Origin of the sequence: Photobacterium satsumensis, from assembly GCF_050336935.1 — a bacterium.
GTDB classification, from domain to species: domain Bacteria; phylum Pseudomonadota; class Gammaproteobacteria; order Enterobacterales; family Vibrionaceae; genus Photobacterium; species Photobacterium satsumensis.
Map to the genome: position 1 here is coordinate 70,424 of NZ_JAKJSK010000014.1, position 23,655 is coordinate 94,078.

Annotated in this window: 22 protein-coding genes and 1 other RNA gene; 19 read left to right on the plus strand and 4 right to left on the minus strand. The window is 53.0% G+C overall.

The genetic code is table 11. The annotated features are described in order from the left end of the window. The first annotated feature begins 252 nt into the window (after positions 1–252). The 5 genes from petA to sspB all read left to right on the plus strand — a co-directional run bounded on the left by petA (position 253) and on the right by sspB (position 4,063). On the plus strand, positions 253–843 hold the full coding sequence (gene petA / locus L4D79_RS24350) for a ubiquinol-cytochrome c reductase iron-sulfur subunit (protein WP_428655326.1): 591 nt from the start codon (positions 253–255) through the stop codon (positions 841–843). Further along, positions 843–2,108 (plus strand): cytochrome b, encoded by a 1,266-nt coding sequence (locus tag L4D79_RS24355; RefSeq protein WP_428655328.1) that lies wholly within the window; start codon positions 843–845, stop codon positions 2,106–2,108. The genes petA and L4D79_RS24355 overlap by 1 nt, the downstream gene beginning before the upstream one ends. After that, the gene (locus L4D79_RS24360) at positions 2,105–2,842 is read left to right on the plus strand and encodes a cytochrome c1 (protein ID WP_428655330.1); all 738 of its coding nucleotides are present in this window, start codon (positions 2,105–2,107) and stop codon (positions 2,840–2,842) included. The genes L4D79_RS24355 and L4D79_RS24360 overlap by 4 nt, the downstream gene beginning before the upstream one ends. Positions 2,843–2,927: 85 nt before the next feature. Then, a complete protein-coding gene (gene sspA, locus L4D79_RS24365; protein WP_428655332.1) occupies positions 2,928–3,566 on the plus strand; it encodes a stringent starvation protein SspA in 639 nt (212 codons plus the stop codon). A 2-nt stretch (positions 3,567–3,568) separates the two neighbouring features. Then, a complete protein-coding gene (sspB, locus tag L4D79_RS24370) occupies positions 3,569–4,063 on the plus strand; it encodes a ClpXP protease specificity-enhancing factor (protein WP_428655335.1) in 495 nt (164 codons plus the stop codon). 86 nt (positions 4,064–4,149) lie between these two features. Here sspB and L4D79_RS24375 read toward each other — a convergent pair whose 3' ends face one another. From L4D79_RS24375 to L4D79_RS24390, 4 genes are read right to left on the minus strand one after another with little or no spacing between them, the layout of a single operon-like run. Next, positions 4,150–4,689: a BON domain-containing protein gene (locus L4D79_RS24375; RefSeq protein ID WP_428655337.1), complete on the minus strand. Its 540-nt coding sequence runs from the start codon at positions 4,687–4,689 to the stop codon at positions 4,150–4,152. Between the two features lie 20 nt (positions 4,690–4,709). After that, complete coding sequence (locus L4D79_RS24380) at positions 4,710–5,300, minus strand: phosphoheptose isomerase (RefSeq protein WP_428655339.1); 591 nt, start codon at positions 5,298–5,300, stop codon at positions 4,710–4,712. A gap of 3 nt (positions 5,301–5,303) precedes the next feature. Next, a complete protein-coding gene (locus tag L4D79_RS24385; protein ID WP_428655341.1) occupies positions 5,304–5,672 on the minus strand; it encodes a YraN family protein in 369 nt (122 codons plus the stop codon). Next, positions 5,656–7,482 (minus strand): penicillin-binding protein activator, encoded by a 1,827-nt coding sequence (locus L4D79_RS24390; protein ID WP_428655344.1) that lies wholly within the window; start codon positions 7,480–7,482, stop codon positions 5,656–5,658. Before L4D79_RS24390 ends, L4D79_RS24385 begins: the two co-directional genes overlap by 17 nt. A gap of 61 nt (positions 7,483–7,543) precedes the next feature. On the opposite strand from L4D79_RS24390, the gene rsmI reads away from it, so the two are divergent. The 14 genes from rsmI (at position 7,544) to ftsA (ending at position 23,646) form a co-directional block, all read left to right on the plus strand. Further along, complete coding sequence (gene rsmI, locus L4D79_RS24395) at positions 7,544–8,404, plus strand: 16S rRNA (cytidine(1402)-2'-O)-methyltransferase (protein WP_428655346.1); 861 nt, start codon at positions 7,544–7,546, stop codon at positions 8,402–8,404. Between the two features lie 144 nt (positions 8,405–8,548). Continuing rightward, positions 8,549–8,938, plus strand: an RNA gene (gene rnpB, locus L4D79_RS24400) — RNase P RNA component class A. Between the two features lie 276 nt (positions 8,939–9,214). Continuing rightward, positions 9,215–10,162: a 16S rRNA (cytosine(1402)-N(4))-methyltransferase RsmH gene (gene rsmH / locus L4D79_RS24405; protein WP_428655349.1), complete on the plus strand. Its 948-nt coding sequence runs from the start codon at positions 9,215–9,217 to the stop codon at positions 10,160–10,162. Continuing rightward, positions 10,159–10,479, plus strand: a complete 321-nt coding sequence (ftsL, locus tag L4D79_RS24410; protein ID WP_428655351.1) for a cell division protein FtsL — start codon at positions 10,159–10,161, stop codon at positions 10,477–10,479. The genes rsmH and ftsL overlap by 4 nt, the downstream gene beginning before the upstream one ends. Then, positions 10,479–12,257, plus strand: coding sequence for a penicillin-binding transpeptidase domain-containing protein (locus L4D79_RS24415; protein WP_428655353.1), 1,779 nt, complete (start codon positions 10,479–10,481; stop codon positions 12,255–12,257). The genes ftsL and L4D79_RS24415 overlap by 1 nt, the downstream gene beginning before the upstream one ends. Further along, positions 12,244–13,755, plus strand: coding sequence for a UDP-N-acetylmuramoyl-L-alanyl-D-glutamate--2,6-diaminopimelate ligase (murE, locus tag L4D79_RS24420; RefSeq protein WP_428655355.1), 1,512 nt, complete (start codon positions 12,244–12,246; stop codon positions 13,753–13,755). The genes L4D79_RS24415 and murE overlap by 14 nt, the downstream gene beginning before the upstream one ends. Further along, positions 13,752–15,140, plus strand: coding sequence for a UDP-N-acetylmuramoyl-tripeptide--D-alanyl-D-alanine ligase (gene murF, locus L4D79_RS24425; RefSeq protein ID WP_428655357.1), 1,389 nt, complete (start codon positions 13,752–13,754; stop codon positions 15,138–15,140). The genes murE and murF overlap by 4 nt, the downstream gene beginning before the upstream one ends. Beyond that, positions 15,140–16,222 (plus strand): phospho-N-acetylmuramoyl-pentapeptide-transferase, encoded by a 1,083-nt coding sequence (gene mraY / locus L4D79_RS24430; RefSeq protein ID WP_107350029.1) that lies wholly within the window; start codon positions 15,140–15,142, stop codon positions 16,220–16,222. The genes murF and mraY overlap by 1 nt, the downstream gene beginning before the upstream one ends. Before the next feature lies 1 nt (position 16,223). Continuing rightward, positions 16,224–17,609, plus strand: a complete 1,386-nt coding sequence (gene murD / locus L4D79_RS24435) for a UDP-N-acetylmuramoyl-L-alanine--D-glutamate ligase (RefSeq protein ID WP_428655361.1) — start codon at positions 16,224–16,226, stop codon at positions 17,607–17,609. Then, positions 17,609–18,817 carry a cell division protein FtsW gene (ftsW, locus tag L4D79_RS24440; protein WP_428655364.1) on the plus strand — a complete coding sequence of 403 codons (1,209 nt, stop codon included), beginning with the start codon at positions 17,609–17,611 and terminating at the stop codon, positions 18,815–18,817. Before murD ends, ftsW begins: the two co-directional genes overlap by 1 nt. Continuing rightward, positions 18,804–19,877: an undecaprenyldiphospho-muramoylpentapeptide beta-N-acetylglucosaminyltransferase gene (gene murG, locus L4D79_RS24445; RefSeq protein ID WP_428655366.1), complete on the plus strand. Its 1,074-nt coding sequence runs from the start codon at positions 18,804–18,806 to the stop codon at positions 19,875–19,877. Before ftsW ends, murG begins: the two co-directional genes overlap by 14 nt. Before the next feature lie 14 nt (positions 19,878–19,891). Beyond that, on the plus strand, positions 19,892–21,352 hold the full coding sequence (gene murC / locus L4D79_RS24450) for a UDP-N-acetylmuramate--L-alanine ligase (RefSeq protein WP_428655368.1): 1,461 nt from the start codon (positions 19,892–19,894) through the stop codon (positions 21,350–21,352). Between the two features lie 217 nt (positions 21,353–21,569). Continuing rightward, entirely contained in the window at positions 21,570–22,337 is a 768-nt protein-coding gene (locus L4D79_RS24455) for a cell division protein FtsQ/DivIB (protein WP_428655370.1), read from the plus strand. Between the two features lie 52 nt (positions 22,338–22,389). Continuing rightward, positions 22,390–23,646: a cell division protein FtsA gene (ftsA, locus tag L4D79_RS24460; RefSeq protein ID WP_107350023.1), complete on the plus strand. Its 1,257-nt coding sequence runs from the start codon at positions 22,390–22,392 to the stop codon at positions 23,644–23,646. Positions 23,647–23,655: the final 9 nt, after the last annotated feature.

The following is a 23,655-nucleotide window of genomic DNA, read 5'->3' on the forward strand; positions in this document are numbered from 1 at the left end:
GCCGTTTGCACCATTAGACGTAACAAAAAGAACATACCTCTCACATTTGTTGCGAAAAGGTAGCTTTGTCTTGTCAAAAAGTAGGGTTTTCTTTATCATTTGGCGTGATAAGCAACAGCTTTATACCACCATTTTGGCCTTCCGGATTGGAAGGGAGCTGTTGTTTCTTTCCGTTGAAAGTTAGCCGTAAGCTCCAGGGACGCACAAGGACATAATAATAATCCAGAGCGGGAGCACATGGGAGAATGTTGGATGAGCAATGCGCCAGTAAGTAACGGCCGACGCCGCTTCCTGACTGCGACGACTTCGGTTGTTGGAGGCTTGGGTGCAGTCGCTGTAGCCGTGCCTTTTATCAAATCATGGAACCCGAGCGCGAGAGCAAAAGCCGCGGGTGCACCAGTTGAAGTTGATATCAGCAAGTTGGAAGAAGGCCAGATGGTCCGCGTCGAGTGGCGTGGTAAACCTGTCTGGGTGGTCCGCCGTAGCGATGCTGTTTTGAAAGAATTGGGTGGCCATGATGGCCAGCTTCGTGATCCGTCTTCGGCGGAACCGCAGCAGCCCGGATATGCCCAGAATGAATTTCGTTCAGTTAAACCTGAAATCTTTTTAGCCGTAGGTATTTGTACCCACCTAGGCTGTTCACCTACCTATTTACCCAATACCTTCAGTGAGCAGGTCAGTGGTATTTCGTCTGGATTTTTCTGCCCATGCCACGGGTCGAAATTTGATATGGCGGGCCGGGTCTTTGCAGGGGTGCCTGCGCCATTGAACTTGGTAGTGCCGCCTCATACATTCCTGGATGATAATACCATTGTGGTTGGTCAGGACGAGGAGAATGCCTAATGGATGCATTAGTTGGATGGATTGAAAAACGTCTACCAGTGATGAATGCTTACAAGAAGCATTTGTCAGAATACCCGATGCCGAAGAACTTCAACTTCTGGTATATCTTTGGCTCTTTGGCCATGCTGGTGTTGGTTAACCAGATCATTACCGGGATCTGGCTGACGATGAACTACGTGCCTTCCGGCGACGGGGCGTTTGCCTCGATCGAATACATCATGCGTGATGTCGAGTATGGATGGCTACTTCGCTACATGCACTCGACGGGGGCTTCGGCATTTTTTGTCGTGGTTTACCTGCATATGTTCCGTGGCTTGATCTACGGTTCTTACCAAAAACCCCGTGAGCTGTTGTGGCTGTTCGGGATGTTGATCTTCCTGGTGCTAATGGCCGAAGCCTTTATGGGTTACCTATTGCCATGGGGCCAGATGTCTTACTGGGGTGCACAGGTTATTATTTCCCTGTTTGGTGCCATTCCAGTGATCGGTGATGATCTGACACTGTGGATCCGTGGTGACTACGTGATCTCCGGTGCGACACTGAACCGTTTCTTCGCCCTTCACGTGATTGCGCTGCCAATCGTGCTGCTACTGCTGGTTGTACTACACATTCTTGCATTGCACGAAGTGGGCTCAAACAACCCGGACGGTATCGAAACCAAGCTACCGAAAGGCAGCAAGGGTGAGGATTATAAGACCCAGTTCCCGTTCCATTCTTACTACAGCAAGAAGTACGACATTATCGACTCCATACCCTTCCACCCTTACGGGACCGTGAAAGATATGGTGGGGGTTGCGGTGTTTGCCTTCCTGTTCAGCTACGTGATCTTTTTCAACCCAGAGATGGGCGGCTATTTCCTTGAGCCACCTAACTTTGAAGCTGCCAACCCGCTGAAGACCCCTGAGCACATTGCTCCGGTTTGGTATTTCACTCCGTTCTACGCCATCTTGCGTGCGGTACCGGATAAGCTGCTGGGTGTTATTGCGATGGGGGCCTCGATTGTCGTGCTGTTCCTACTGCCATGGCTAGATCGCTGTAAGGTGCGTTCATACCGCTACCGCAGCAAGCTGCACCTGGCCAATATCGTCCAGTTCACTATCAGCTTCGTTGCATTGGGGATTCTGGGTGCATTGCCGGCGACGCCGACGTACACCCTTCTGGCGCAGATCTTCAGCTTTGCGTATTTCATGTTCTTCGTCCTGCTGTTCTTCTACAGCAAGAATGAAGCAACCAAACCGCTACCAGAGAGGGTAACATTCAAATGAAAACGTTGATTGTAATGCTATTTGCCCTGCTGCCGTCTCTGGTTATGGCAGCGGGTCCATCGGTACCGTTGGACAAAGCCAACAATGATTTGACCGACAATGCTTCGCTGCAGCGCGGTGCGCAGACTTTCATGAACTACTGCTTTGGCTGTCACGCAACTCAATACCAGCGTTACGAGCGAGTGGCTTCCGATATTGGGATCCCGAGTGACTTGATGAAGGAGCATATGATCTTTGATCCTGAAGCCAAGATTGGTGATCTGATGGTCAATGCTATCCCGACTGAATATGCGGCGGCGTCTTTTGGTGCACCAGCACCGGACTTGACCATGGTCGCCCGAGTTCGCGGCAGTGACTGGCTATATACCTACCTGCGTTCATTCTATGCGGATCCTAACCGTCCGTTTGGAGTGAACAACGTGGTCTTCCCAAGTGTGGGTATGCCCCATGTGTTGGAAGAGCTGCAAGGTGTGCCGAGTAAAGTGTACGAAACCCGCCTGATTGACGGTGAAGAAGTACAGGAATATGTTGGCATCAAGTCTGACGGCACTGGTGAGTTGAATGATGAAGAATATGACGAGGCAGTTCGTGACCTAGTCAACTTCCTCGAATATTCAGCAGAACCAATGAAGTTGGAACGCCAGCGTCTGGGTTACTGGGTAATGGGTTTTATCGTGGTATTCTTTGTACTAACATTACTGTTGAAGAAAGAATATTGGCGTGATGTCCACTGATCAGGTAATCTAGTGGGTTAGAATCTCGCAATGGGGGCCGGTGCCCCCGTTGCTTTTTGTGTATTTAAGTATACTGGAGGGGTTAATGGCTGTTGCTGCCAATAAACGCTCGGTGATGACTCTGTATTCTGATGCTTCTGACATCTACAGCCATCAGGTGCGTATCGTACTAGCAGAAAAAGGTGTGAGTGTTGAAATCGAGCTGGTTGACCCAAACAACCTGCCTGAAGACTTGCTAGACCTAAACCCGTACAACTCAGTGCCGACTTTGGTTGACCGTGAGCTTGCACTTTACCAAGCAAGTATCATCATGGAGTACTTGGATGAGCGTTTCCCTCATCCACCATTGATGCCTGTTTATCCTGTTGCTCGTGGTAACAGCCGTTTGATGATGTACCGTATCGAACGTAACTGGTACACACTGGCTGAAAAAGTAAATAAAGGCACGGCTGACGAGGCTGATAAAGCCCGTAAGCAGTTGCGTGAAGAGCTGATGGCTCTTGCCCCTGTATTTGCTGAGTTCCCATACTTCATGAGCGAAGAGTTCAGCTTAGTTGACTGTTACCTTGCACCGCTGTTATGGCGTCTGCCTGAAATGGGTATCGAGCTGACTGGCGCTGGTGCCAAAGAAGTCAAAAATTACATGACTCGTGTTTTCGAGCGTGATTCATTCTTGGCTTCATTGACCGAAGCAGAGCGCGAAATGCGTTTGGCTGGCAATTAATGATGGACATCGACAACATGACACCGCGTAGACCGTATTTGTTGCGCGCTTTCTATGATTGGCTGGTAGATAATGATTTGACCCCGCACTTGGTGGTTGATGCAACGCTACCGGGTGTCAAGGTTCCGATGGAATTTGTCAGTGATGGGCAGATTGTCCTGAACGTTGCCCCGCGTGCGGTCGGTAATTTGGAGCTGGGTAACGAGGCTATCAGCTTCAGTGCTCGCTTTAGTGGCCGCCCTCATACGGTGATTGTCCCGCTTTATGCTGCTATGGCTATCTATGCCCGTGAAAACGGTGCTGGTACTATGTTCGAGCCTGAGCCTGCTTATGCAACCGATATGGCTGACATTGAAGACGTGGAAGGTATTGTTGAAGATCAACCTCAGGAAGCGCTTGCGCCTGTTGAGGCGGTGACTGAAGCCGTATCTGAATCCGAACCCGATGATGAGCCACCGCGTCCTCGCGGCCGGCCAAGCCTGCGCGTGGTGAAGTAATCGCGCCGTAAACGTGGTGAATTAAACGCATAAAAAACGCAGCTTTCGCTGCGTTTTTCTTTTTTGGGTAAAGCCTGTCTTCCTACCTAATTTTCAGGGTACTCAAACACCTTAACCACCTTCTGGACACCGGAAACATTGCGGGCGATATCGGCGGCCACGTTGCCCTGTTCACGGCTAACATAGCCGAGCAGGAACACTTCCTGGCCTTCGGTGACCACTTTGATGGTTGCATCCCGTAACTGTTTGCTGCCGATGAGCTGGGCCTTTACTTTGGTGGTCAGCCAGCTGTCTTTGCCCACTTCACCCATCTGGGGCAGTGGGCGGATTTGGATCTGGTTGTATACCGTGTTGACGTTTTTCAGCTCACGGACCTGCTGTTCCAGCTGATGGCTGTAGGTCTGCTCGGTCGCCTGACCGACCAGCAATACTTTGCCATCGACTGCAATGGCATTGATGCGGGCATGTTGCCGGTAAGGCGGCTTGTTGGCGAGGCCACCGACTTCCATCTCGATTTCTTGGTCATACCATTGCTGCTTGGTCGAGCGGGTATCGGCCGGATCTAAAGCTGCACAAGCCTGCAGGCCGAATGCCAGCAGGAGAACAAATAGCGAACGCCAGTTCATGCTTACCTTCCTTGTTGAACTTATCCTTCGTGATGGGGAAACAGGACCTTGTCGATCAGATCACACAGGCAGTGGAGCACCAACAGCTGACCTTCTTGGATTCGGGCTGTGCGCTGTGACGGAATGCGGATCTCGACATCTTGGATGCCTAGCAGGCCAGCCATTTCGCCGCCGTCTTTGCCGGTTAGGGCAATGATGGTCATGTCTCGGGTCAGAGCCGCTTCCATGGCTTTGATGATATTCTTGCTGTTGCCGCTGGTCGACAGCACGAACAGGATATCGCCGGCTTGGCCTAGAGCCCTGACTTGCTTGGAGAAAATTTCATCGTGGTGATAGTCGTTCGCCACTGCCGTCAGGGTGGTGGTATCAGCCGTCAGGGAAAGGGCTGGCAGGCTTGGACGCTCGGTCTCGAAGCGGTTGATCAGGCAGGAAGCAAAATGCTGCGAGTGCGCAGCCGAACCACCATTACCGCAGCAGAGGATTTTGTTGCCGTTGAGCAGGCTTTGCACCATGACCTGGGCTGCCTGGGAAATTGCGTCTGGCAGGGCCTCGGCGGCGGCAATCTGGGTTTGGATGCTTTCAGTGAAACTTTCTTTGATGCTCTCTAGCATGGATTAACCTTCTACTAGGGTGTTGGTAAACCATTCGATCTGTGGGGGTGTGCCTTCGAGCGATACCACATCAAATCGAAACTCTGTGTGTTCAATGGCGAAGCCATTTTTCTTTAGCCAAAACAAGGCTGCACGTTTAACGCGTTGTTGTTTGCGCCAGTTTACCGCTTCTGCGGCCGAACCGTAATGGTTGTTTTTGCGGAATTTAACTTCAACGAAGACCCAGCACTGCTGATGACGCATGATCAGGTCTATTTCACCGCTGCGGCACTGGAAGTTACGGGTGTGGGATTGCAGGCCATGGCGGCAGAGATACTGCTCGGCCATGGCCTCGTAGGTTTGCCCTTGCTGGCGCCTATTGAGCGGGCTCAATACCGTTCCCGGTATAGATAGCCCAGCTTAGCTTACGCTGGATCACACACTGGTCATCGAGGCTGAGCTGGCCGGTATTGCCCTGGGTCGAATAATTGTCGACGACACGCATCTGTGGCAGCTCGGACACCATTTTGTAGGCATCCATTCCGAAGGCATGGAGGCGAACGTCGGTATTCTTGCTATCCGGCCACAGTTCTTCATAGCGGTTCATGAAGTTGTGGTTGGCATCGATAAGCAACGGGATATCGCTGAACTCGATACCTCGGATTTCAGATGTGTTGGCATCACGATCCGGGTAGCTGCGTGAGCTGGCGTACAGTTTCGGTTGCGAGGCATCCGGGTTGATGGCCACTTCGATAAACGGCTTGAGCAGGGTCAGCTCGTTGACATTGGCGATCAGGTACACCGCGTCGGTATCACGGCGGCTACGTGGTTCGGCTTCGAGCTCCATTCCCAGCACCTGCTGCATCTGCTTGATGCGGGCTTGGCTCTCGGTCAAACCGAATACCGCGGCAATTTCCTGCTGGATCTGCTTGCGTGAGCTGAACTGGCGGGTGGCCGGTGTCTTACCGGTCAGTTGCTGCCATTGTTCGATAAAGGCTTTGCTGACACGTCCGCCAAAGCTGTTGCCCGGTGCCAATACCATTGGGTATTGGTGACCCTTGGCAAAGAGGTGGCGAGCAGCCTGCTCGGCTTCCTGCTCAGGCGAGAGCGAGAAATAACAGGCATTATCCTGGGTCAGTTGGCTTGGTTCCGGCTCATTGAGCGCTAACAGGGCAATATTGCTGCTGTTGGAACGCTGGAATTCGGTAATCTTGTCTTTGCGCAGAGGACCGATCACCATCTCGACGCCGCTTTGCTCGAGCTTGGCCATAATCGTCGCCATGCTTTCGGCTTCCGTATCGTAGACGGTCAGCTCGGTTTGGGCCTCACGGCCGGTGTCGTCGAGCATGGCATTGATAAAGCCATCGCGGACTGCTTTGCCTGATTGCTCGAAACGGCCAGTTAACGGCAGTAGCAGAGCAACATTATCGAGCTGGGCAATTTCCAGCGACATAATGCTGTCCAGATCGGTTGGCAGATATTGGTTCGCCGGGTGGTAAGGATTGCTGGCCAGCCAATCTTCAACCATGCCCTTGAGCTTAGCCGGGCGCTGGGAGTAGGTGTTTTTCAATACCGCCAGCTGGATCCAGCCACGCAGAACCTCTTCGTCACCAGCAAGGGTAACGGATTGGAGCTGGTTATTGCTGTAGTTGGACAAGTCCTGCCACAGGTTCTGCCAGTTCGCGGCTTTCTGGTCATTGTTCAGATACTGATCCAGAGCGGTACGCGAGCGGGCTGCGTTAAGCGGCTGGTTGGTCTGACGGTAAAGCTCAGCACGCAGCATGTGGTAACGCAGGTACTGGCTGTCGGCCAGTGTCCACCATGGCTGGAAGTTGAGTGAATCAAGTGCGGCTTTAGGCTGGCCTTGCTGGTAGCGCAGGGTCGCCCGTGCCAACTGCCACTCTGCCATCTGCAGCGGATCCATGTTCATCCGGCTAAGGCGGGTAGCAAGTTGTTCGGCTTGGCTCCACTGGCCTTCCTTGATTAGCGCCTTGAGCGCCAGGATATTCCAGTTGATGCTCTCGGCACCTTCACTTGACTCGGCTTTGATCAGATAATTGGCTGCGCTATCAGTAGCGGCAGCTGTAATATCGGTGGCCACGACAGGCTGGTTAGAGGTACTACAGCTTGCCAGAAGCACGGCAAGGGCTACAGGGGCTAACAGTCGTGATACACTTTTACGCTTATGGGTAAAATTGAGCATTGAATTCATTCAACTGTGACAAATTACTCTCTATATTAATTGCAGATGAGATCTTAGACAAATGAGTGAGACCAATTCATGCACGGTAGATGTCGCAACTTTGTACATCGTACCTACTCCAATCGGTAATTTGGCGGACATTACGCAGCGTGCATTGGACGTATTGGCAAATGTCGATCTGATTGCCGCCGAGGATACGCGACATACATCGCGCCTTCTGACCCATTTTTCGATCTCGACCCGCACCTTTGCGCTTCACGATCACAATGAACAGCAAAAAGCTGATTATCTGATCGAAAAACTTCAGGCCGGTACCAGTATCGCACTTGTGTCCGATGCTGGTACGCCGCTGATCAGTGATCCAGGATACCATCTTGTCAATCGTTGTCGTCAGGCGGGTGTTAAAGTTGTCCCGCTTCCGGGTCCTTGTGCCGTTGTTACTGCGCTTAGCGGTGCTGGCTTGCCATCTGATCGTTTTAGCTTCGAAGGTTTCCTGCCACCGAAGAGCAAGGGCCGTCGTGACCGCTTCCAGGAGCTGGCTGATGACGAGCGTACGATGATTTTTTATGAATCACCGCACCGCATCACGGACTCTCTGGCCGATATGTTGGCCGTGCTGGGCCCTGAGCGTCAGGTGGTGTTGGCCCGTGAGCTGACCAAAACCTTCGAGACAATCCACGGCGCCCCGCTGGGTGAGCTGATTGACTGGCTGGGTGAAGACAGCAACCGTACCCGTGGTGAGATGGTCTTGCTGGTTGCCGGTCACCGCGCCGAGAAAGAAGCACTGCCGGCAGATGCCCTGCGTACACTGGGCCTGCTGGTCAAAGAGCTGCCATTGAAAAAGGCCGCGGCTCTGACCGCAGAAATCCACGGCGTGAAGAAGAACGCGCTGTATAAGTGGGGCCTAGAAAATCTAGACTGAGGCTAGAGGCTAGGCGGATTGTGCTCTTCGCCTAGTGCCCCATGCCAATCGCCCATAGCCACGCTGTTGCTATTTCCACCGCTTCTGGAGTTTGTAGGATTTTTCACTGGTAACTGTGAGCCAAGTCCTATACAATCGCCCGCCTGAGTTGGCCAAGGTAATCGCTGCCTCGTTGATGTCCTTCGGGATACTGACGGGGGGGAGGAAAGTCCGGGCTCCACAGGGCAGGGTGCCAGATAACGTCTGGGAGGCGCGAGCCTACGACCAGTGCAGCAGAGAGCAAACCGCCGATGGCCCATTCTTCGGAGTGGTGCACAGGTAAGGGTGAAAGGGTGCGGTAAGAGCGCACCGCGCGGCTAGTAATAGTTCGTGGCACGGTAAACTCCACCCGGAGCAAGACCAAATAGGTCCCTAATGGCGTGGCCCGCGTTGGGGACGGGTAGGTTGCTTGAGCCTGTGAGTGATTGCAGGCCTAGAGGAATGGTTACCACCGCGTAAGCGGGACAGAACCCGGCTCATCGGCCAACTCACCCCCTTTAGTATAAAAGGTGATGTGAGGTCTCTTGCGAGGCTTTGCATCACCTTTTGTCGTTTTAGCCCCGCAATAAATATCAAGTGATTGTTAGAATTGCGGCCCTCGGCTTGACATCTTTTTTATCAAATACGTACACTTTGCAGTGGGAATTTTCAGAAAAGGCTTTTAAAACAGTGTTTTAATGACCTAAGTCGATGAATTTCCACTGTTACTGGATTTTATGCCAGTTCGTTGATAACGGACTGTACGGTTTCACAAGAGCTGAATAAATACTTATGTCTGAACAGTTTGAGCACGTCTCGGTTTTACTTCATGAATCTGTTGATGGTTTGGCCATCAAACCAGATGGTATCTACATCGATGGGACATTTGGCCGTGGTGGACACAGCCGTCTGATCCTTTCCCAGCTAGGTGAAAACGGGCGCCTTTACAGTATTGACCGTGATCCTCAGGCGATTGCCGAAGCCCAGAAAATTAATGATCCTCGGTTCAATATTATCCATGGCCCGTTTTCTGGCATGGAAAAATATATGGAAGAGCGTGACTTGATCGGCCGTGTGGACGGCGTCCTGCTGGATCTGGGTGTGTCTTCCCCGCAGTTGGATGATGCCGAACGCGGCTTTAGTTTTATGCGTGATGGGCCGCTTGATATGCGTATGGACCCAACATCAGGGATCTCGGCGGCGGATTGGCTGGCTGAAGCAGAGGCTGATGATATTGCCTGGGTACTGAAAGAGTTCGGGGAAGAGCGCTTTGCCAAGCGTATCGCTCGTGGCATTGTGGAATACCGAGAGGATCCGGAGAACGAGCCGCTGACCCGTACGACCCAGCTGGCGAAGTTGATTGCCAATGTTTCGCCGTTCAAGGATAAGCACAAGCACCCAGCAACGCGTAGCTTCCAGGCTATCCGTATTTATATTAACAGTGAGTTAGAAGAAATCGAGACTGCGCTGAAAGGGGCGGTCAGTATTCTGGCTACAGGTGGCCGATTGTCGGTGATTAGCTTCCACTCGTTGGAAGACCGTATGGTCAAGCGCTTTATCCGCAAACAGAGCAAAGGGCCGGAAGTGCCGGCAGGTTTGCCGTTGACCGAAGAGCAGATCAAGGCGCTGGGTAGTGCAGATCTTAAGCCGGTAAGCAAGGCAATCAAACCGTCGCAAAATGAAGTGAGCGGTAATACTCGTTCCCGCAGTTCTGTACTGCGCTTGGCCGAACGCCTATGAAGCAACAACCGGAACCAACAGATAACCTGGCCCAGATAATCGGCCGGGATCTGTTATCTGTCGGTCGTATTCCGATGATATTATTGGTTCTGGTGCTGGTTTCTGCACTGGGGGTGGTCTTGATCACCCACCATTCCCGGCAAATGATTGCCAAGCAGGAGCAGCTGCTGATCGAGCGGGATCAGCTCGATATCGAGTGGCGCAATCAGATCCTTGAAGAGAGCTCACTGGCCGAGCACAGCCGGATTGAACGTTTAGCCGAACAGGATATGGACATGCAACGTCCATCACGTGATAGCGAAGTTATTGTTAAATAATGAAAAAAACAAAACCTATCAAGCGTTCTGATAAGCAGAATCAACGTCGACAGAAAGCGCCACCGGCATTTATCCCGTGGCGCTTTGGTGTTATTTGCGGATGTATTTTATTGGCTCTGGTAGCCCTTGTCGGACGCTCGGCCTATATCCAGGTCCTCGAGCCCGGCAAGTTGATCCAGGAAGGGGATTTACGTTCGCTCAGGGTCAAGGCTCTGCCTTCTGCCCGCGGCATTATCTCCGACCGCAATGGCGAGCAGCTGGCTGTCAGTGTGCCGGTTCAGGCTGTGTGGGCTGACCCGGTACAGATCTTCAAAAATAATGGCTTGGCCCAGCCCGAGCGCTGGTATGCCCTTGCCGATGTACTGGGTATTGATCGTCAGGGCTTGCTGGCACGCCTCGAGAAAAACAGCAAGCGCCGCTTTATTTATCTGCAACGGCAGGTGAGTCCGGCCATGGCCGCCTATGTCGGTAAGCTCAAGCTACCCGGCATTGGCCTGAAAGACGAATCCCGCCGCTTCTACCCGGCCGGTGAAGTCAGTGCGCACCTGATCGGTGTGACCGGCATTGACAGTCACGGTCTGGAAGGTGTCGAGCGAACCTATGATGGTTGGCTGACCGGTGAACCGGGCCGCCGTACCGTGCGCAAAGACCGCTACGGCCGAGTTGTTGAGAATATCTCCCTTAAAAAACGTGAACCGGGTAAGCCGCTCAGCTTAAGTATCGATCAACGCCTTCAGGCTGTTGCTTACCGCGCAGTGAAACAAGCGGTTGCCGATTATCAGGCCACATCAGCATCGGTGGTGATGGTTGATGTACGAACCGGTGAAATAATGGCGATGGTTAACGCCCCTTCCTACAACCCGAACAACCGCGATCAGCTGCAAAGCTTTAGGATGCGTAACCGGGTGATCACCGATGCCATGGAGCCGGGCTCGACCATCAAGCCATTTGTGGTACTGGCAGCGATGGAAAATGGCGTTGCGGATGAAAATACCGTTATCGACACCGGCAACGGTCTGATGCAAATCGGTGGTAGCCGAGTACGAGATGTCTCGCGGGTTGGCAAGGCGAACCTCGCCAAGATCCTACAAAAGTCCAGTAATATCGGGGTGAGTAAGCTCTCGCTGGCGATGCCGGTCGATGCGGTGCTGGGTATGTACAGCAGTGTTGGAATGGGCGATGCCTCGGGGATCAACCTGATCGGTGAGGCGCAAGGTTTCTTCCCCGACCGCCGCCGTTGGTCCGACTTTGAACGGGCGACGCTCTCCTTCGGCTACGGCATCTCGGTCACCCCAATCCAGTTAGTGCGCGCTTATGCCACACTGGGCGCGATGGGCGTCAACCGACCGCTTTCTATTCTGAAGACCGAAGCGGTTGTACCTGGACGTCAGGTGGTTTCGGCCGAGAACACCCGCGCATTACTCAATATGCTTGAACTGGTCACCCACAAAGGGGGCAGTGCCCGTCGTGCTGCGGTACCGGGATACCGTGTCGGGGCGAAAACGGGTACGGCGAAAAAAGCGGTTGCAGGTGGCTACAGTGATGAATATGTGGCGATGACAGCTGGACTGGCGCCGATCAGCAACCCAAGGTTGGCGATGGTGGTGGTGGTCAACGAACCTCAGGGCGATGCCTACTATGGTGGTGCCATTGCTGCGCCGATTTTCTCCGAAGTGATGAAGAGCGCATTGCAGATTTTGAATATCCCGCCGGATGCGGGAACGCTTGAAGAATTAAACGTTGTGAACCACAGAGGCAATACCCATGCCGGAACCTAAAGTATTACACGCTGTTGGCGAGTTATTATCGCCATGGCTAGAGGGCCTTTGCCTACCGGAATCATTGGCCGCTGTTTCCATTTCGGGGATGACCCTCGATAGCCGGCAGATCAAGCCGGGTGAGATGTTTGTCGCCGTTAAGGGCCACAGTGTCGATGGCCGGCGGTTTATTGCCAAGGCGCAGCAGGCCGGTGCGGCATTGGTGTTGGCACAAGCAGACACCAAACAGCCTTATATCGAACAATGCACAGATGGTGCCGTGATTTATCTCCCTCTCCTTGGTGACCTGTTGTCGGCCATTGCCAAGCGCTTCTATGGAGCACCGGATGAGCAGATAGATGTTGTAGCCGTAACAGGCACTAACGGCAAAACCACCATCAGCCAATTGCTAGCCCAATGGGCGATGCTGCTGGGTCAGCCGGCAGGCGTGATGGGAACAACGGGCAATGGCCTGTTAGATCAAATCCAACCGGCGACCAATACCACCGGCAGTGCGCTTGAAATCCCTTGTGTACTGCAGCAGATGGCGACTCAGGGAGCCCGCTTTGCGGCGATGGAAGTTTCTTCCCATGGCTTGGTACAGGGGCGGGTGAAAGCGCTGGCATTCAAAGCCAGTATTTTTACCAACCTCAGCCGTGATCATCTTGATTACCACGGTGATATGGCCAGCTATGCCGAGGCCAAGAAAACCCTGTTTACCCAGCACCAGTGTGGTGTAGCGGTGATTAACGCTGATGATGTCGTTGGCCGTGAATGGTTGGCAGATCTACCAAATGCTGTAGCGGTTGCTATGGAGCAGAAGCACCTAGCGACCCATAAAGGCAAGCAGTTATGGCTGGAATCGGTTGAGTACAGCGCCCAGGGCGTGAGCGTGGCCTTTGATTCAAGCTGGGGGAAAGGACAGTTTACCGCGCCGTTGGTTGGGGCGTTTAATGTCACCAATTTGCTGCTATCACTGGCCACCCTGTTGGCGACAGGCCATCAGATGCCAGCGTTGCTGGCCGTTGCGCCGCAGTTGCAGGCCGTTACTGGCCGGATGGAAGTTTTTCAAACGCCTGACAAACCTATGATGGTTGTTGATTATGCTCACACCCCCGATGCGCTGGAGAAGGCTTTGCAGGCATTGCGAGTGCACTGCCACGGCAAACTCTGGTGTATTTTCGGCTGTGGTGGCGATCGTGACCGCGGCAAGCGACCGTTGATGGCGGCTGCAGCGGAAAGCCTGGCTGATCGGGTGATCCTGACTGATGACAATCCGCGTAGCGAGTCGCCGTTGGCAATCATGGCGGATATGCTGGCTGGGCTGACAAAACCGGAGCAGGCTAAGACTATCCATGAACGCCGTGAGGCGTGTCAGTGGGCACTTACCCAAGCGGGTTCCGATGATATCGTGCTGGTGGCGGGTAAAGGCCATGAGGACTATCAAATTTTGGCTGACCGCACTATTCATTATTCTGACCGCGAGACGGTCGCCGAACTGCTGGAGGCAAAGGCATGATCCCGGTACAACTATCCCAATTGGCCGAGGTATTGGGTGGCAAACTGATCGGTGATGACACCACCGTTTCAGCGGTATCGACCGATACCCGCCAAATCGCGGATGATACCTTGTTTATTGCCCTGATTGGCGAACGTTTTGATGCCCATGACTTCTGCCAAAACGCGAAACAACAAGGCGCCTCAGCCCTGTTGGTGAGCAAGCACTTACCGGTTGAACTGCCTCAGTTAGTGGTTGACGATACCCACAAAGCGCTTGGCTTGCTTGGCGCATGGCTCAAGGCAGAGATGGAGCAGCATCATGGTTTGAAAACGGTAGCGCTGACCGGCAGCTGCGGTAAAACCACGGTGAAGGAAATGGTCGCTGCTATTTTGTTGCAAAAAGGCAAGGTGCTGGCGACGGCGGGCAATTTCAATAACGATATTGGTGTGCCGCTGACTTTGCTTCGACTTGAACCTGAGCATGAATTTGCGGTGATTGAACTGGGTGCCAATCATCAGCAGGAAATTTCCTACACCAGCAACTTGGTCAAGCCGCAGGTAGCACTGATTAACAACCTAGCTGCTGCCCATCTTGAAGGGTTTGGCTCGCTGGACGGGGTGGCGAAGGCCAAAGGGGAAATCTTCGAAGGCTTGGAGGAGCGTGGTAAAGAGGCGGTCGCCATTATTAACCTTGACTCTAATGCCCAGGAAAAATGGCACCCAATGCTGGAAAAGCATCAATTGCAGACGTTTTCTGCCACTCAGCCTGAAGCAGATTTTCACGCGGTTGACATAAGTATTAACAGTATGGGCCGTGCTTGCTTTACAATGCGCACCCCCACCGCAACATTTCCGGTTAGCTTGACGCTGGCTGGTGGCCATAATGTTGCCAATGCCCTTGCCGCCGCAGCACTGGCAATGGCTATGGGGGCGACGCCGGAGCAGGTACAAGCTGGTTTGGGCGGAGTGGCCAATGTTAAGGGCCGTGTTGATGTCACTGAGCCGTGCCACAACTTAAGGTTGATTGATGATACCTACAATGCCAGCGTCGCGTCGGTTAAGGCCGCTATCGATCTGCTGGCTGGCTTTGACGGTCAGCGCTGGTTCGTGTTGGGGGATATGGCCGAGCTGGGCGATGACAGTGCATTACTGCACCGGGAAGTGGCAGAGTATGCCCTTGAACGTCACCTCGATAAGGTTATGACCTTTGGTAATGCCAGCCAAATCGTCAGTACGCTGAACAATGGCCAACATTTTAACGATAAAACAGCATTGATTGAGACGCTGCAGCAGCAGCTTGATCTTTTGCTCAATGAAGACAACATCCAAGTGACAGTGCTGGCAAAAGGAGCGCGTAGCTCCCGCATGGAAGATGTGATTGTTGCACTGCAGGAACATAAATAATGATTTACTGGTTAGCTGATTTACTGGAATCGACATTTCCATTTTTTCGACTGTTTGAATACCTGACTTTCCGCGCCATCATCAGTATCTTGACTGCATTGATGATTTCGTTGTGGATGGGACCTCGCCTGATCGCCCGCCTGCAGATGCTGCAGATCGGCCAGGTGGTCCGCCATGATGGCCCTGAGTCGCACTTTAGCAAACGTGGCACCCCGACGATGGGCGGGATCATGATCCTGGCTGCGATTGCGATTACCGTTTTACTGTGGGCTGATCTGAGCAACCCGTATGTCTGGGCGGTGCTTACCGTCATGCTGGGCTATGGCGCGGTTGGCTTTGTCGATGACTACCGCAAGGTGGTACGTAAGAACACCGATGGTTTGATCGCACGCTGGAAGTATTTCTGGCAGTCAGTGATTGCGCTGGGCGTGGCCTTCGCTCTGTATATCCACGGTCAAGATACCGTTGCAACCCAGTTGGTGGTGCCCTTCTTCAAGGATGTCATGCCGCAGCTTGGGCTGTTCTATATCGTCTTTACCTATTTCGTGATTGTCGGTACCAGTAATGCGGTAAACCTGACCGATGGCCTTGATGGCTTGGCGATTATGCCGACCGTCATGGTCGCGGGTGGTATGGCTTTCATTGCTTGGGCGACCGGTAATGTTAACTTTGCGAACTACCTGCATATCCCTTACCTGAAAGACGCCAGCGAACTGGTTGTCGTCTGCACCGCAATTGTCGGTGCTGGTCTGGGCTTTCTGTGGTTCAACACCTATCCGGCACAAGTCTTTATGGGCGATGTCGGTTCGCTTGCCTTGGGCGGCGCACTGGGTACCATCGCGGTCTTGGTTCGCCAAGAGCTGTTACTGGTTGTAATGGGCGGTGTATTCGTGATGGAAACCGTATCGGTGATCCTACAGGTTGGCTCATACAAACTGCGTGGCCAGCGGATCTTCCGCATGGCACCGATCCACCACCACTATGAATTGAAAGGCTGGCCAGAGCCGCGTGTTATCGTGCGTTTCTGGATCATTACCCTGATGCTGGTATTGATCGCGCTGGCGACCCTGAAGGTACGATAGGATGAAAGGCTTGGAAGGCGTAAAACAGGTTGTGGTGATCGGGCTGGGTATGACCGGCCTGTCGGTGGTAAACCATTTGTTGAGGAATCCTCAGCCATTGGACATCAAGGTCATTGATACCCGCGAGCACCCTCCAGGCCGCGAGCACTTACCCGAATCCGTTGCACTGTGCAGTGGCCATTGGCAGATGGACTGGCTGATGGCAGCAGACTTGATTGTTTCAAGCCCGGGGATTGCCTTGGCGACCCCGCAGCTGCAGCAAGCGGCTACTGCCGGTATAGAGATTGTCGGTGATATTGAGTTGTTTGCCCGTGCGGTCGATAAGCCCGTGGTAGCGATCACTGGCTCCAACGGCAAGAGTACCGTCACCAGTTTGGTGGGTGAAATGGCTAAAGAAGCGGGTATTAACGTCGGTGTCGGCGGCAATATCGGCTTCGCTGCGCTGGATATGCTGGCCCAAGATCATGATCTTTATGTGCTCGAGCTTTCCAGCTTTCAGTTGGAAACCACCTCTAGCCTATCTCTCAACGCTGCGGCATACCTGAACTTGTCCGAAGATCATATGGACCGGTACCCAGGCGGCTTGGTGCAGTACAGTGCGGCTAAGATGCGCATCTTTGATCACGCCGAGTTGGCGGTGTTCAACCGCGAAGATCTGGCGACCAAGCCGGATCTTGATAATCTAGCCGCTGAATCGAAAGCCTTCAGCAGTGAGCTGGTGAGTTTTGGTCTCAATGGTGGCCAAACAAATCACACCGACCGCTATGGCTTGGTGATGCACCAAGACAAAGAATGGCTGGCCGTGGCGGGTGAGCCGATTATGCCAAGCAACGATATCGCCTTGGTGGGGCGCCACAATGTGGCTAACAGCCTTGCCGCACTGGCGTTGGCCGATGCTGTTGGCATCGAACGCGAGGCCGCCTGCCGAGCGCTACGCCGCTATAACGGTCTGGCCCACCGCTGCCAGCTCGTCGCCGAGCAACATGGCGTGAAGTGGGTCAATGATTCCAAGGCGACTAACTTAGCCAGCACCCTGGCAGCCCTTAACGGCTTGCAGCTCAACGGCAAGCTTCACTTGCTGGTCGGTGGTGACGGTAAGGGGGCGGATTTTTCCGAGTTGGCCCCGATCTTGGCTACATTAGATAGCCAATTATATTGTTTTGGCCGTGATGGCGATCAGTTTGCCCCGCTAGTCTCCCAACCGGTAATGGTCGAGACCATGGAGCAAGCCATGTCACACGCTGCGCAATCAGCCCGAGCTGGAGATATGATCTTGTTATCACCGGCCTGTGCGAGCTTCGATCAATTTGCTAACTTTATGGTACGTGGTGATACGTTTGTCGAATTGGCACAATCGTTACAGCACCAAGTAGGCAAGGATAGCTGATGGCAGGAGCGGTAAAGGAAGGGATGGGGCAGTTTTTTGATTGGATGACAAAGCCGGCGGCACAGAGCCCGTATGACAGACAGTTGGTTTGGATTGCGTTGGCCCTGATGGTGACGGGTTTGGTGATGGTGACGTCTGCCTCGGTGCCGATTGCGACCCGTTTGACGGAAATGCCGTTCTACTTTGCCCTACGCCATGGTTTTTTCCTCTTTTGCTCGCTGGTCTTGGCCAGTTTTGTCCTGATGATCCCGCTCGAAAAGTGGCGTCAGTACAGTGTGCCGATGCTGATCCTTTCCATTGTGCTGCTGGTGGTGGTGCTCGGGATTGGCCGCTCGGTTAATGGTGCATCGCGCTGGATCCCGCTGGGGATTTTCAACCTTCAGCCAGCCGAAGTGGCCAAGCTTTCCTTGTTCCTTTTCATGTCGGGATATCTGGTTCGCCAGTACGAACAGGTTCGGCAGTCGTTTGTCGGTTTTGCCAAGCCCTTGGTGGTCTTGGCCTTGCTGGGGGTGTTGTTGCTTGAGCAGCCGGATCTCGGCTCATTCGTGGTGATGTTCGTTACCACGGTCGGCATGCTTTTCATTGCCGGCGCCAAATTGTGGCAGTTTATTGTGATGATCGGTTCGGCCTGCTTTGGCATCGGCCTGTTGATCGTCTTCGAGCCCTACCGTTTGCGACGGGTGACCTCGTTTATGGATCCGTGGGAAGACCCATTTGGTAGTGGTTACCAGTTGACCCAGTCCCTGATGGCCTTCGGTCGCGGTGAGTGGCTAGGGCAAGGCCTTGGTAATTCAATCCAGAAACTGGAATACCTGCCCGAGGCGCATACCGATTTTGTATTTGCCGTACTGGCCGAGGAAGTTGGTCTTATTGGGGTCACGGTCGTTTTGCTGCTTATCTTCGCATTGGTTTTCAAAGCCCTGATGATTGGCCGACGCTGCCTGCAGACTGAACAGCTGTTTGGCGGTTTTCTGGCTTTTGGTTTTGCCTTTTGGTTTGCCTTCCAGACACTGGTTAATGTGGGTGCCGCCGCGGGGATGGTGCCGACCAAGGGCCTGACCCTGCCGCTGATCAGTTACGGTGGCTCAAGTTTATTCATTATGGCTACCGCGGTTGCCATTTTGATCCGGATTGATTATGAGCAGCGGATAGCTGCTAGAGCGATGCCGGATCCGGAAGTAGAAGAAAATGACAATGAACAAGAATAAACGCTTGCTGGTGATGGCGGGCGGTACCGGGGGACATGTCTTTCCGGGGCTGGCGGTCGCCAAGCGGTTACAACAAGAAGGTTGGGACATCCGCTGGCTAGGCACTGCCGATCGTATGGAAGCAGAATTGGTGCCGAAACACGGCATTGATATCGATTTTATCAAGGTCAAAGGCCTTCGAGGCCAAGGAATTTCCCGCTTGTTGGCTGCGCCTTTCAAAATTGTCGGCGCGATTATGCAAGCAAGGAAATACATCAAGGCGTGGCAGCCAGATGCCGTGCTGGGTATGGGCGGCTATGTCAGTGGCCCGGGCGGTGTTGCCGCTTGGTTGGCTGGTGTACCGGTGATCCTGCATGAGCAAAATGCTGTTGCTGGCTTGACCAACCAATGGTTGTCCCGCATTGCAGCCACTGTGCTGCAGGCGTTCCCCGGTGCCTTCCCGAACCGTGAGGTTGTCGGTAATCCTGTGCGTCAGGACGTCGTGTCACTGGCAGCGCCTGCGCAACGTTTTGCTGAGCGTGATGGCCCGATTCGGGTATTGGTCATGGGCGGCAGCCAAGGGGCGCGGATCCTCAATCAAACCTTGCCTCAAGTTGCGGGCCTATTGGGCGATAACGTCACAGTGTGGCACCAGGCGGGTAAAGGTGCCCAGGCCCAGACTGAACAGGATTATGCTCAGTATGCCAATGGACCGGCCATCAATTACCAAGTAACAGAATTTATCGACGATGTGGCGGCAGCCTATGCTTGGGCCGACATCGTTGTTTGCCGCTCGGGTGCCCTGACGGTCTCTGAGCTATCGGCAGCTGGCCTTGGCGCGGTGTTTGTGCCTTTCATGCACAAGGATCGCCAGCAGGCGTTGAATGCTGACCATCTGGTTCAATGCGGTGCCGCGAAAATGATTGAGCAGCCAGAATTGACCGTAGAAGGACTGGCCGACACCTTACAACAATTAGATCGTGCACAGCTGGCCAAGATGGCACAGGCTGCACGTGACGCAGCGATTGTCGATGCCGACCGCCGGGTGGCGGAAGTGATCAAGTCGCTGGCAAAGCAATAAGACGAGACAAAGTGATGAGTAAACTGGATAACCAGCAATTAGCAAAAATTAGAACCATGGTGCCAGAGATGCGCCGCGTAGAGCGTATCCACTTTGTTGGAATTGGCGGTGCCGGCATGAGCGGTATCGCGGAAGTATTGGTTAACGAAGGCTACCATGTCAGTGGCTCAGACTTGGCACCTAATGCGGTGACCAACCGGTTGACAGCAAAAGGGGCGGAGATCTTCTTCGGCCATGCTGCCAGCAATGTCGAAGGCTCTAGTGTGGTGGTAGCTTCGACCGCCATTGACCAGAGCAACCCAGAATTGGCGGCTGCCCGTGAACTGCGTATCCCAGTGGTTCGTCGTGCGGAAATGCTGGCGGAGCTGATGCGCTACCGCCACGGTATCGCGATTGCGGGTACCCATGGTAAGACGACAACCACCGCACTGGTTACCCAGATTTATTCTGAAGCCGGTTTGGATCCAACGTTCGTCAATGGTGGCCTGGTCAAAAGTGCCGGTACCAATGCCCGTCTAGGCTCGAGCCGTTACTTGATCGCCGAAGCTGACGAAAGTGATGCATCATTCCTGCACTTGCAGCCGATGGTGTGCGTGGTGACGAATATCGAAGCTGATCACATGGATACCTACGGTGGTGATTTTGAAGTGCTGAAGCAGACATTTGTTGATTTTCTTCACAACCTGCCGTTCTATGGTCTGGCAGTGATGTGTATCGATGATCCTGTGGTGCGTGAGCTGCTTCCAAGAATTGGCCGTCAGGTTATCACTTATGGCTTCTCAGAAGACGCTGATGTGCGTTTGGTTGATTATGATCAGCGCGGCCAGCAGGGACATTTCTCGATACTACGTAAAGGCAAGCCGGCGCTGGAAATTAAATTGAACATTCCAGGCAAGCACAACGCCCTGAACGCAACGGCAGCTGTCGCTGTCGCGTCTGAAGAAGGCGTTGCCGATGAAGCTATTATTCAGGCTCTGGCTGAGTTTGAAGGAACAGGCCGACGTTTTGATCATCTCGGTGACTTCGAGACAGGTAACGGTAAAGTGATGCTGGTTGATGACTACGGCCACCACCCAAGCGAAGTGGATGTGACCATTCAGGCTGCCCGTGCAGGCTGGGAAGACAAGCGTCTGGTCATGGTGTTCCAACCGCACCGCTATAGCCGTACCCGTGATCTGTATGACGATTTTGCCCATGTTCTTGAGCAAGTGGATGTACTTGTCATGCTGGACGTGTATTCTGCCGGTGAAGTGCCAATTGCTGGCGCGGATGGCCGCGCTTTGTGCCGTACTATTCGTGGTCGTGGTAAATTGGATCCGATTTTTGTCCCGAATATCGATGCATTGCCGTCTGCTTTAGCCAATATTCTACAAAATGATGATTTGGTTCTGACACAGGGGGCGGGTGATGTTGGCAAAATTGCTCGTCAGTTAGCAGATATGCAACTGAATATTGAGCAGATGAGCCAACAGTAATTTTTGGCTGTATAAAAAATATATATTTGGCTTGTTTTTTGCTTTGATTTAAGCTTATAGCCAAGGATCTGCGAGGAATCGGCTATCAGATGTTGGAGAGCTGCATCTTGCTCGCTATAATCTGTCAACTTTACGTGAAAAGCGGAAAGGGGTGAGGGAATGACCTTGCCGCTTTTGCTGGTTAGGTATCGGCTATGACATCAGGATTAAACTATTTATGGCTGATAGTGTCCTAAAAAGAATATCGTTTTCTCCTGCGGCATCGTTACACAACCGCGGGGGCTTGGCTTTTTTTCTCTTTGTGATCGGGTTTGTTGTCTGGCTGTTCAGCGCGGCAATTAACTGGATGACAGATGCCAACCGGCTGCCGTTGTCACAGTTGGTGATTCAAGGTGAGTTACACTACCTGACTCCCGGCGATGTTCGGGAAGGTATTATGCACCTTGAGCAGCTTGGCAGTTTCATGACCCAGGATGTTGATGACATTCAGCATGCGCTAGAGGCCATGCCATGGGTGGCACGGGCAGCGGTGCGCAAGCAGTGGCCTGATACCCTCAAGGTATTTCTTGTCGAGCAAGATCCTGCTGCGTCTTGGAATGGCCGTGACTTGGTCAACCATAACGGTGAGGTGTTCGAGGCATCGCCTGAACAGGCTGGCCAATTGCTGGTGGGCTTAGCCGGACCAGACGGGACCAGCTTGGAAGTATTGTCTGCGTTGCGCGAAATGCAACCGAGGTTACAGCATGCAGGCTTTGAAATTGCTACGCTGGCATTAAATGAACGTCGGGCTTGGCGGGTTTGGTTAACCAACGGCGTCAGGCTTGAATTAGGGCGTAAGGAGCGAATGGAGCGGATCGAACGTTTCATTGCCTTATCCCCGCAATTAGAACAGCAAGGACAGGCTATCGAGTACATAGACTTGCGCTATGATACCGGGGCTGCTGTAGGCTGGGTCACCGATCCAGATCGAAGCAAAACCAAATAGATCGGCTCGGCCGCAGCCTGTTTGGCTTAAGAGAACTATAAGAGTAGGCGCTATGACGAAGGCGGCAGATAAAAAACTGATAGTAGGCCTGGATATTGGTACGTCCAAAGTCAGTGCTTTAGTCGGTGAAGTGCTACCGGATGGCGAAGTTAACGTCATCGGGGAAGGTAGCAGTCCGTCCGGCGGGATGGACAAGGGCGGAGTGAATGATCTCGAGTCTGTAGTCAAATCGGTACAGGGCGCGATCTACAAAGCAGAGCTGATGGCGGATTGCCAGATCTCTTCGGTATTTCTGTCTCTGTCAGGTAAGCATATCCGCTGCCAGACGGAAGAAGGCATGGTGCCGATTTCCGACAAAGAAGTGACTCAGGATGACGTTGATAACGTCATTCACACCGCTAAATCGGTAAAAATTAGTGACGAACATAAAGTTTTACATGTAATTCCTCAGGAATTTGCTATTGATTATCAAGAGGGAATTAAAAACCCTGTTGGTTTATCTGGGGTACGCATGGAAGCCAGTGTTCATTTGATCACCTGCCATAACGACATGGCGCGAAATATCGTCAAAGCGGTAGAGCGCTGTGATCTCAAAGTCGATCAGCTCATTTTCTCCGGTTTGGCTGCCAGCCACGCAGTATTGACACCTGATGAGCGCGAGCTGGGTGTTTGTGTGGTTGATATTGGCGGCGGTACGATGGATATTGCTGTCTGGACCGGCGGCGCTTTGCGTCATGCGGCCGTGATTCCTTATGCGGGTAATGTCGTGACCAGTGATATTGCCTATGCGTTCGGTACCCCGTTGGGTGATGCCGAGGAAATTAAAGTAAAATATGGCTGTGCATTGAGCGAGCTGGTCAGCAAAGATGCCAAGGTCGATGTACCGAGTGTCGGAGGTCGTCCGTCGCGCAGCCTGCAAAGTCAAACATTGGCCGAAGTGATAGAGCCCCGCTACAGCGAGCTGTTGGGTCTGGTTAATCAGAAGCTGATAGAAGTACAAGATCAACTGCGTAATGCAGGCGTGAAGCATCAACTGGCAGCAGGCATTGTCCTGACCGGTGGTGCGGCACAGATGGAAGGCTTGGTGGAGTGCGCCGAGCGCGTATTCAGCAACCAGGTACGTGTTGGCTTACCGCTTAACGTGGTAGGGCTAACCGAACATGTGCAATTCCCACATTATGCGACTGCAGTAGGCTTACTGCATTACGGAAAGGATAGTCAGACATTTGACGACAGTGAAATTGAGCAGAAACGTTCTGTTTCTGGCTTTTTCTCTAAGCTTAGTGGCTGGTTAAGAAAAGAATTTTAAACCTGATGC

Coding starts and splice junctions, on each gene's coding strand:
- ftsA (WP_107350023.1), top strand. CDS start 22,390: ATGACGAAGGCGGCAGATAAAAAACTGATAGTAGGCCTGGATATTGGT.
- murF (WP_428655357.1), top strand. CDS start 13,752: ATGATCCCGGTACAACTATCCCAATTGGCCGAGGTATTGGGTGGCAAA.
- murE (WP_428655355.1), top strand. CDS start 12,244: ATGCCGGAACCTAAAGTATTACACGCTGTTGGCGAGTTATTATCGCCA.
- ftsL (WP_428655351.1), top strand. CDS start 10,159: ATGAAGCAACAACCGGAACCAACAGATAACCTGGCCCAGATAATCGGC.
- L4D79_RS24375 (WP_428655337.1), bottom strand. CDS start 4,689: ATGAACTGGCGTTCGCTATTTGTTCTCCTGCTGGCATTCGGCCTGCAG.
- L4D79_RS24390 (WP_428655344.1), bottom strand. CDS start 7,482: ATGCTCAATTTTACCCATAAGCGTAAAAGTGTATCACGACTGTTAGCC.
- L4D79_RS24360 (WP_428655330.1), top strand. CDS start 2,105: ATGAAAACGTTGATTGTAATGCTATTTGCCCTGCTGCCGTCTCTGGTT.
- murG (WP_428655366.1), top strand. CDS start 18,804: ATGAACAAGAATAAACGCTTGCTGGTGATGGCGGGCGGTACCGGGGGA.
- L4D79_RS24455 (WP_428655370.1), top strand. CDS start 21,570: ATGGCTGATAGTGTCCTAAAAAGAATATCGTTTTCTCCTGCGGCATCG.
- L4D79_RS24380 (WP_428655339.1), bottom strand. CDS start 5,300: ATGCTAGAGAGCATCAAAGAAAGTTTCACTGAAAGCATCCAAACCCAG.
- ftsW (WP_428655364.1), top strand. CDS start 17,609: ATGGCAGGAGCGGTAAAGGAAGGGATGGGGCAGTTTTTTGATTGGATG.
- murC (WP_428655368.1), top strand. CDS start 19,892: ATGAGTAAACTGGATAACCAGCAATTAGCAAAAATTAGAACCATGGTG.
- L4D79_RS24415 (WP_428655353.1), top strand. CDS start 10,479: ATGAAAAAAACAAAACCTATCAAGCGTTCTGATAAGCAGAATCAACGT.
- rsmI (WP_428655346.1), top strand. CDS start 7,544: ATGAGTGAGACCAATTCATGCACGGTAGATGTCGCAACTTTGTACATC.
- sspA (WP_428655332.1), top strand. CDS start 2,928: ATGGCTGTTGCTGCCAATAAACGCTCGGTGATGACTCTGTATTCTGAT.
- sspB (WP_428655335.1), top strand. CDS start 3,569: ATGGACATCGACAACATGACACCGCGTAGACCGTATTTGTTGCGCGCT.
- murD (WP_428655361.1), top strand. CDS start 16,224: ATGAAAGGCTTGGAAGGCGTAAAACAGGTTGTGGTGATCGGGCTGGGT.
- petA (WP_428655326.1), top strand. CDS start 253: ATGAGCAATGCGCCAGTAAGTAACGGCCGACGCCGCTTCCTGACTGCG.
- rsmH (WP_428655349.1), top strand. CDS start 9,215: ATGTCTGAACAGTTTGAGCACGTCTCGGTTTTACTTCATGAATCTGTT.
- mraY (WP_107350029.1), top strand. CDS start 15,140: ATGATTTACTGGTTAGCTGATTTACTGGAATCGACATTTCCATTTTTT.
- L4D79_RS24355 (WP_428655328.1), top strand. CDS start 843: ATGGATGCATTAGTTGGATGGATTGAAAAACGTCTACCAGTGATGAAT.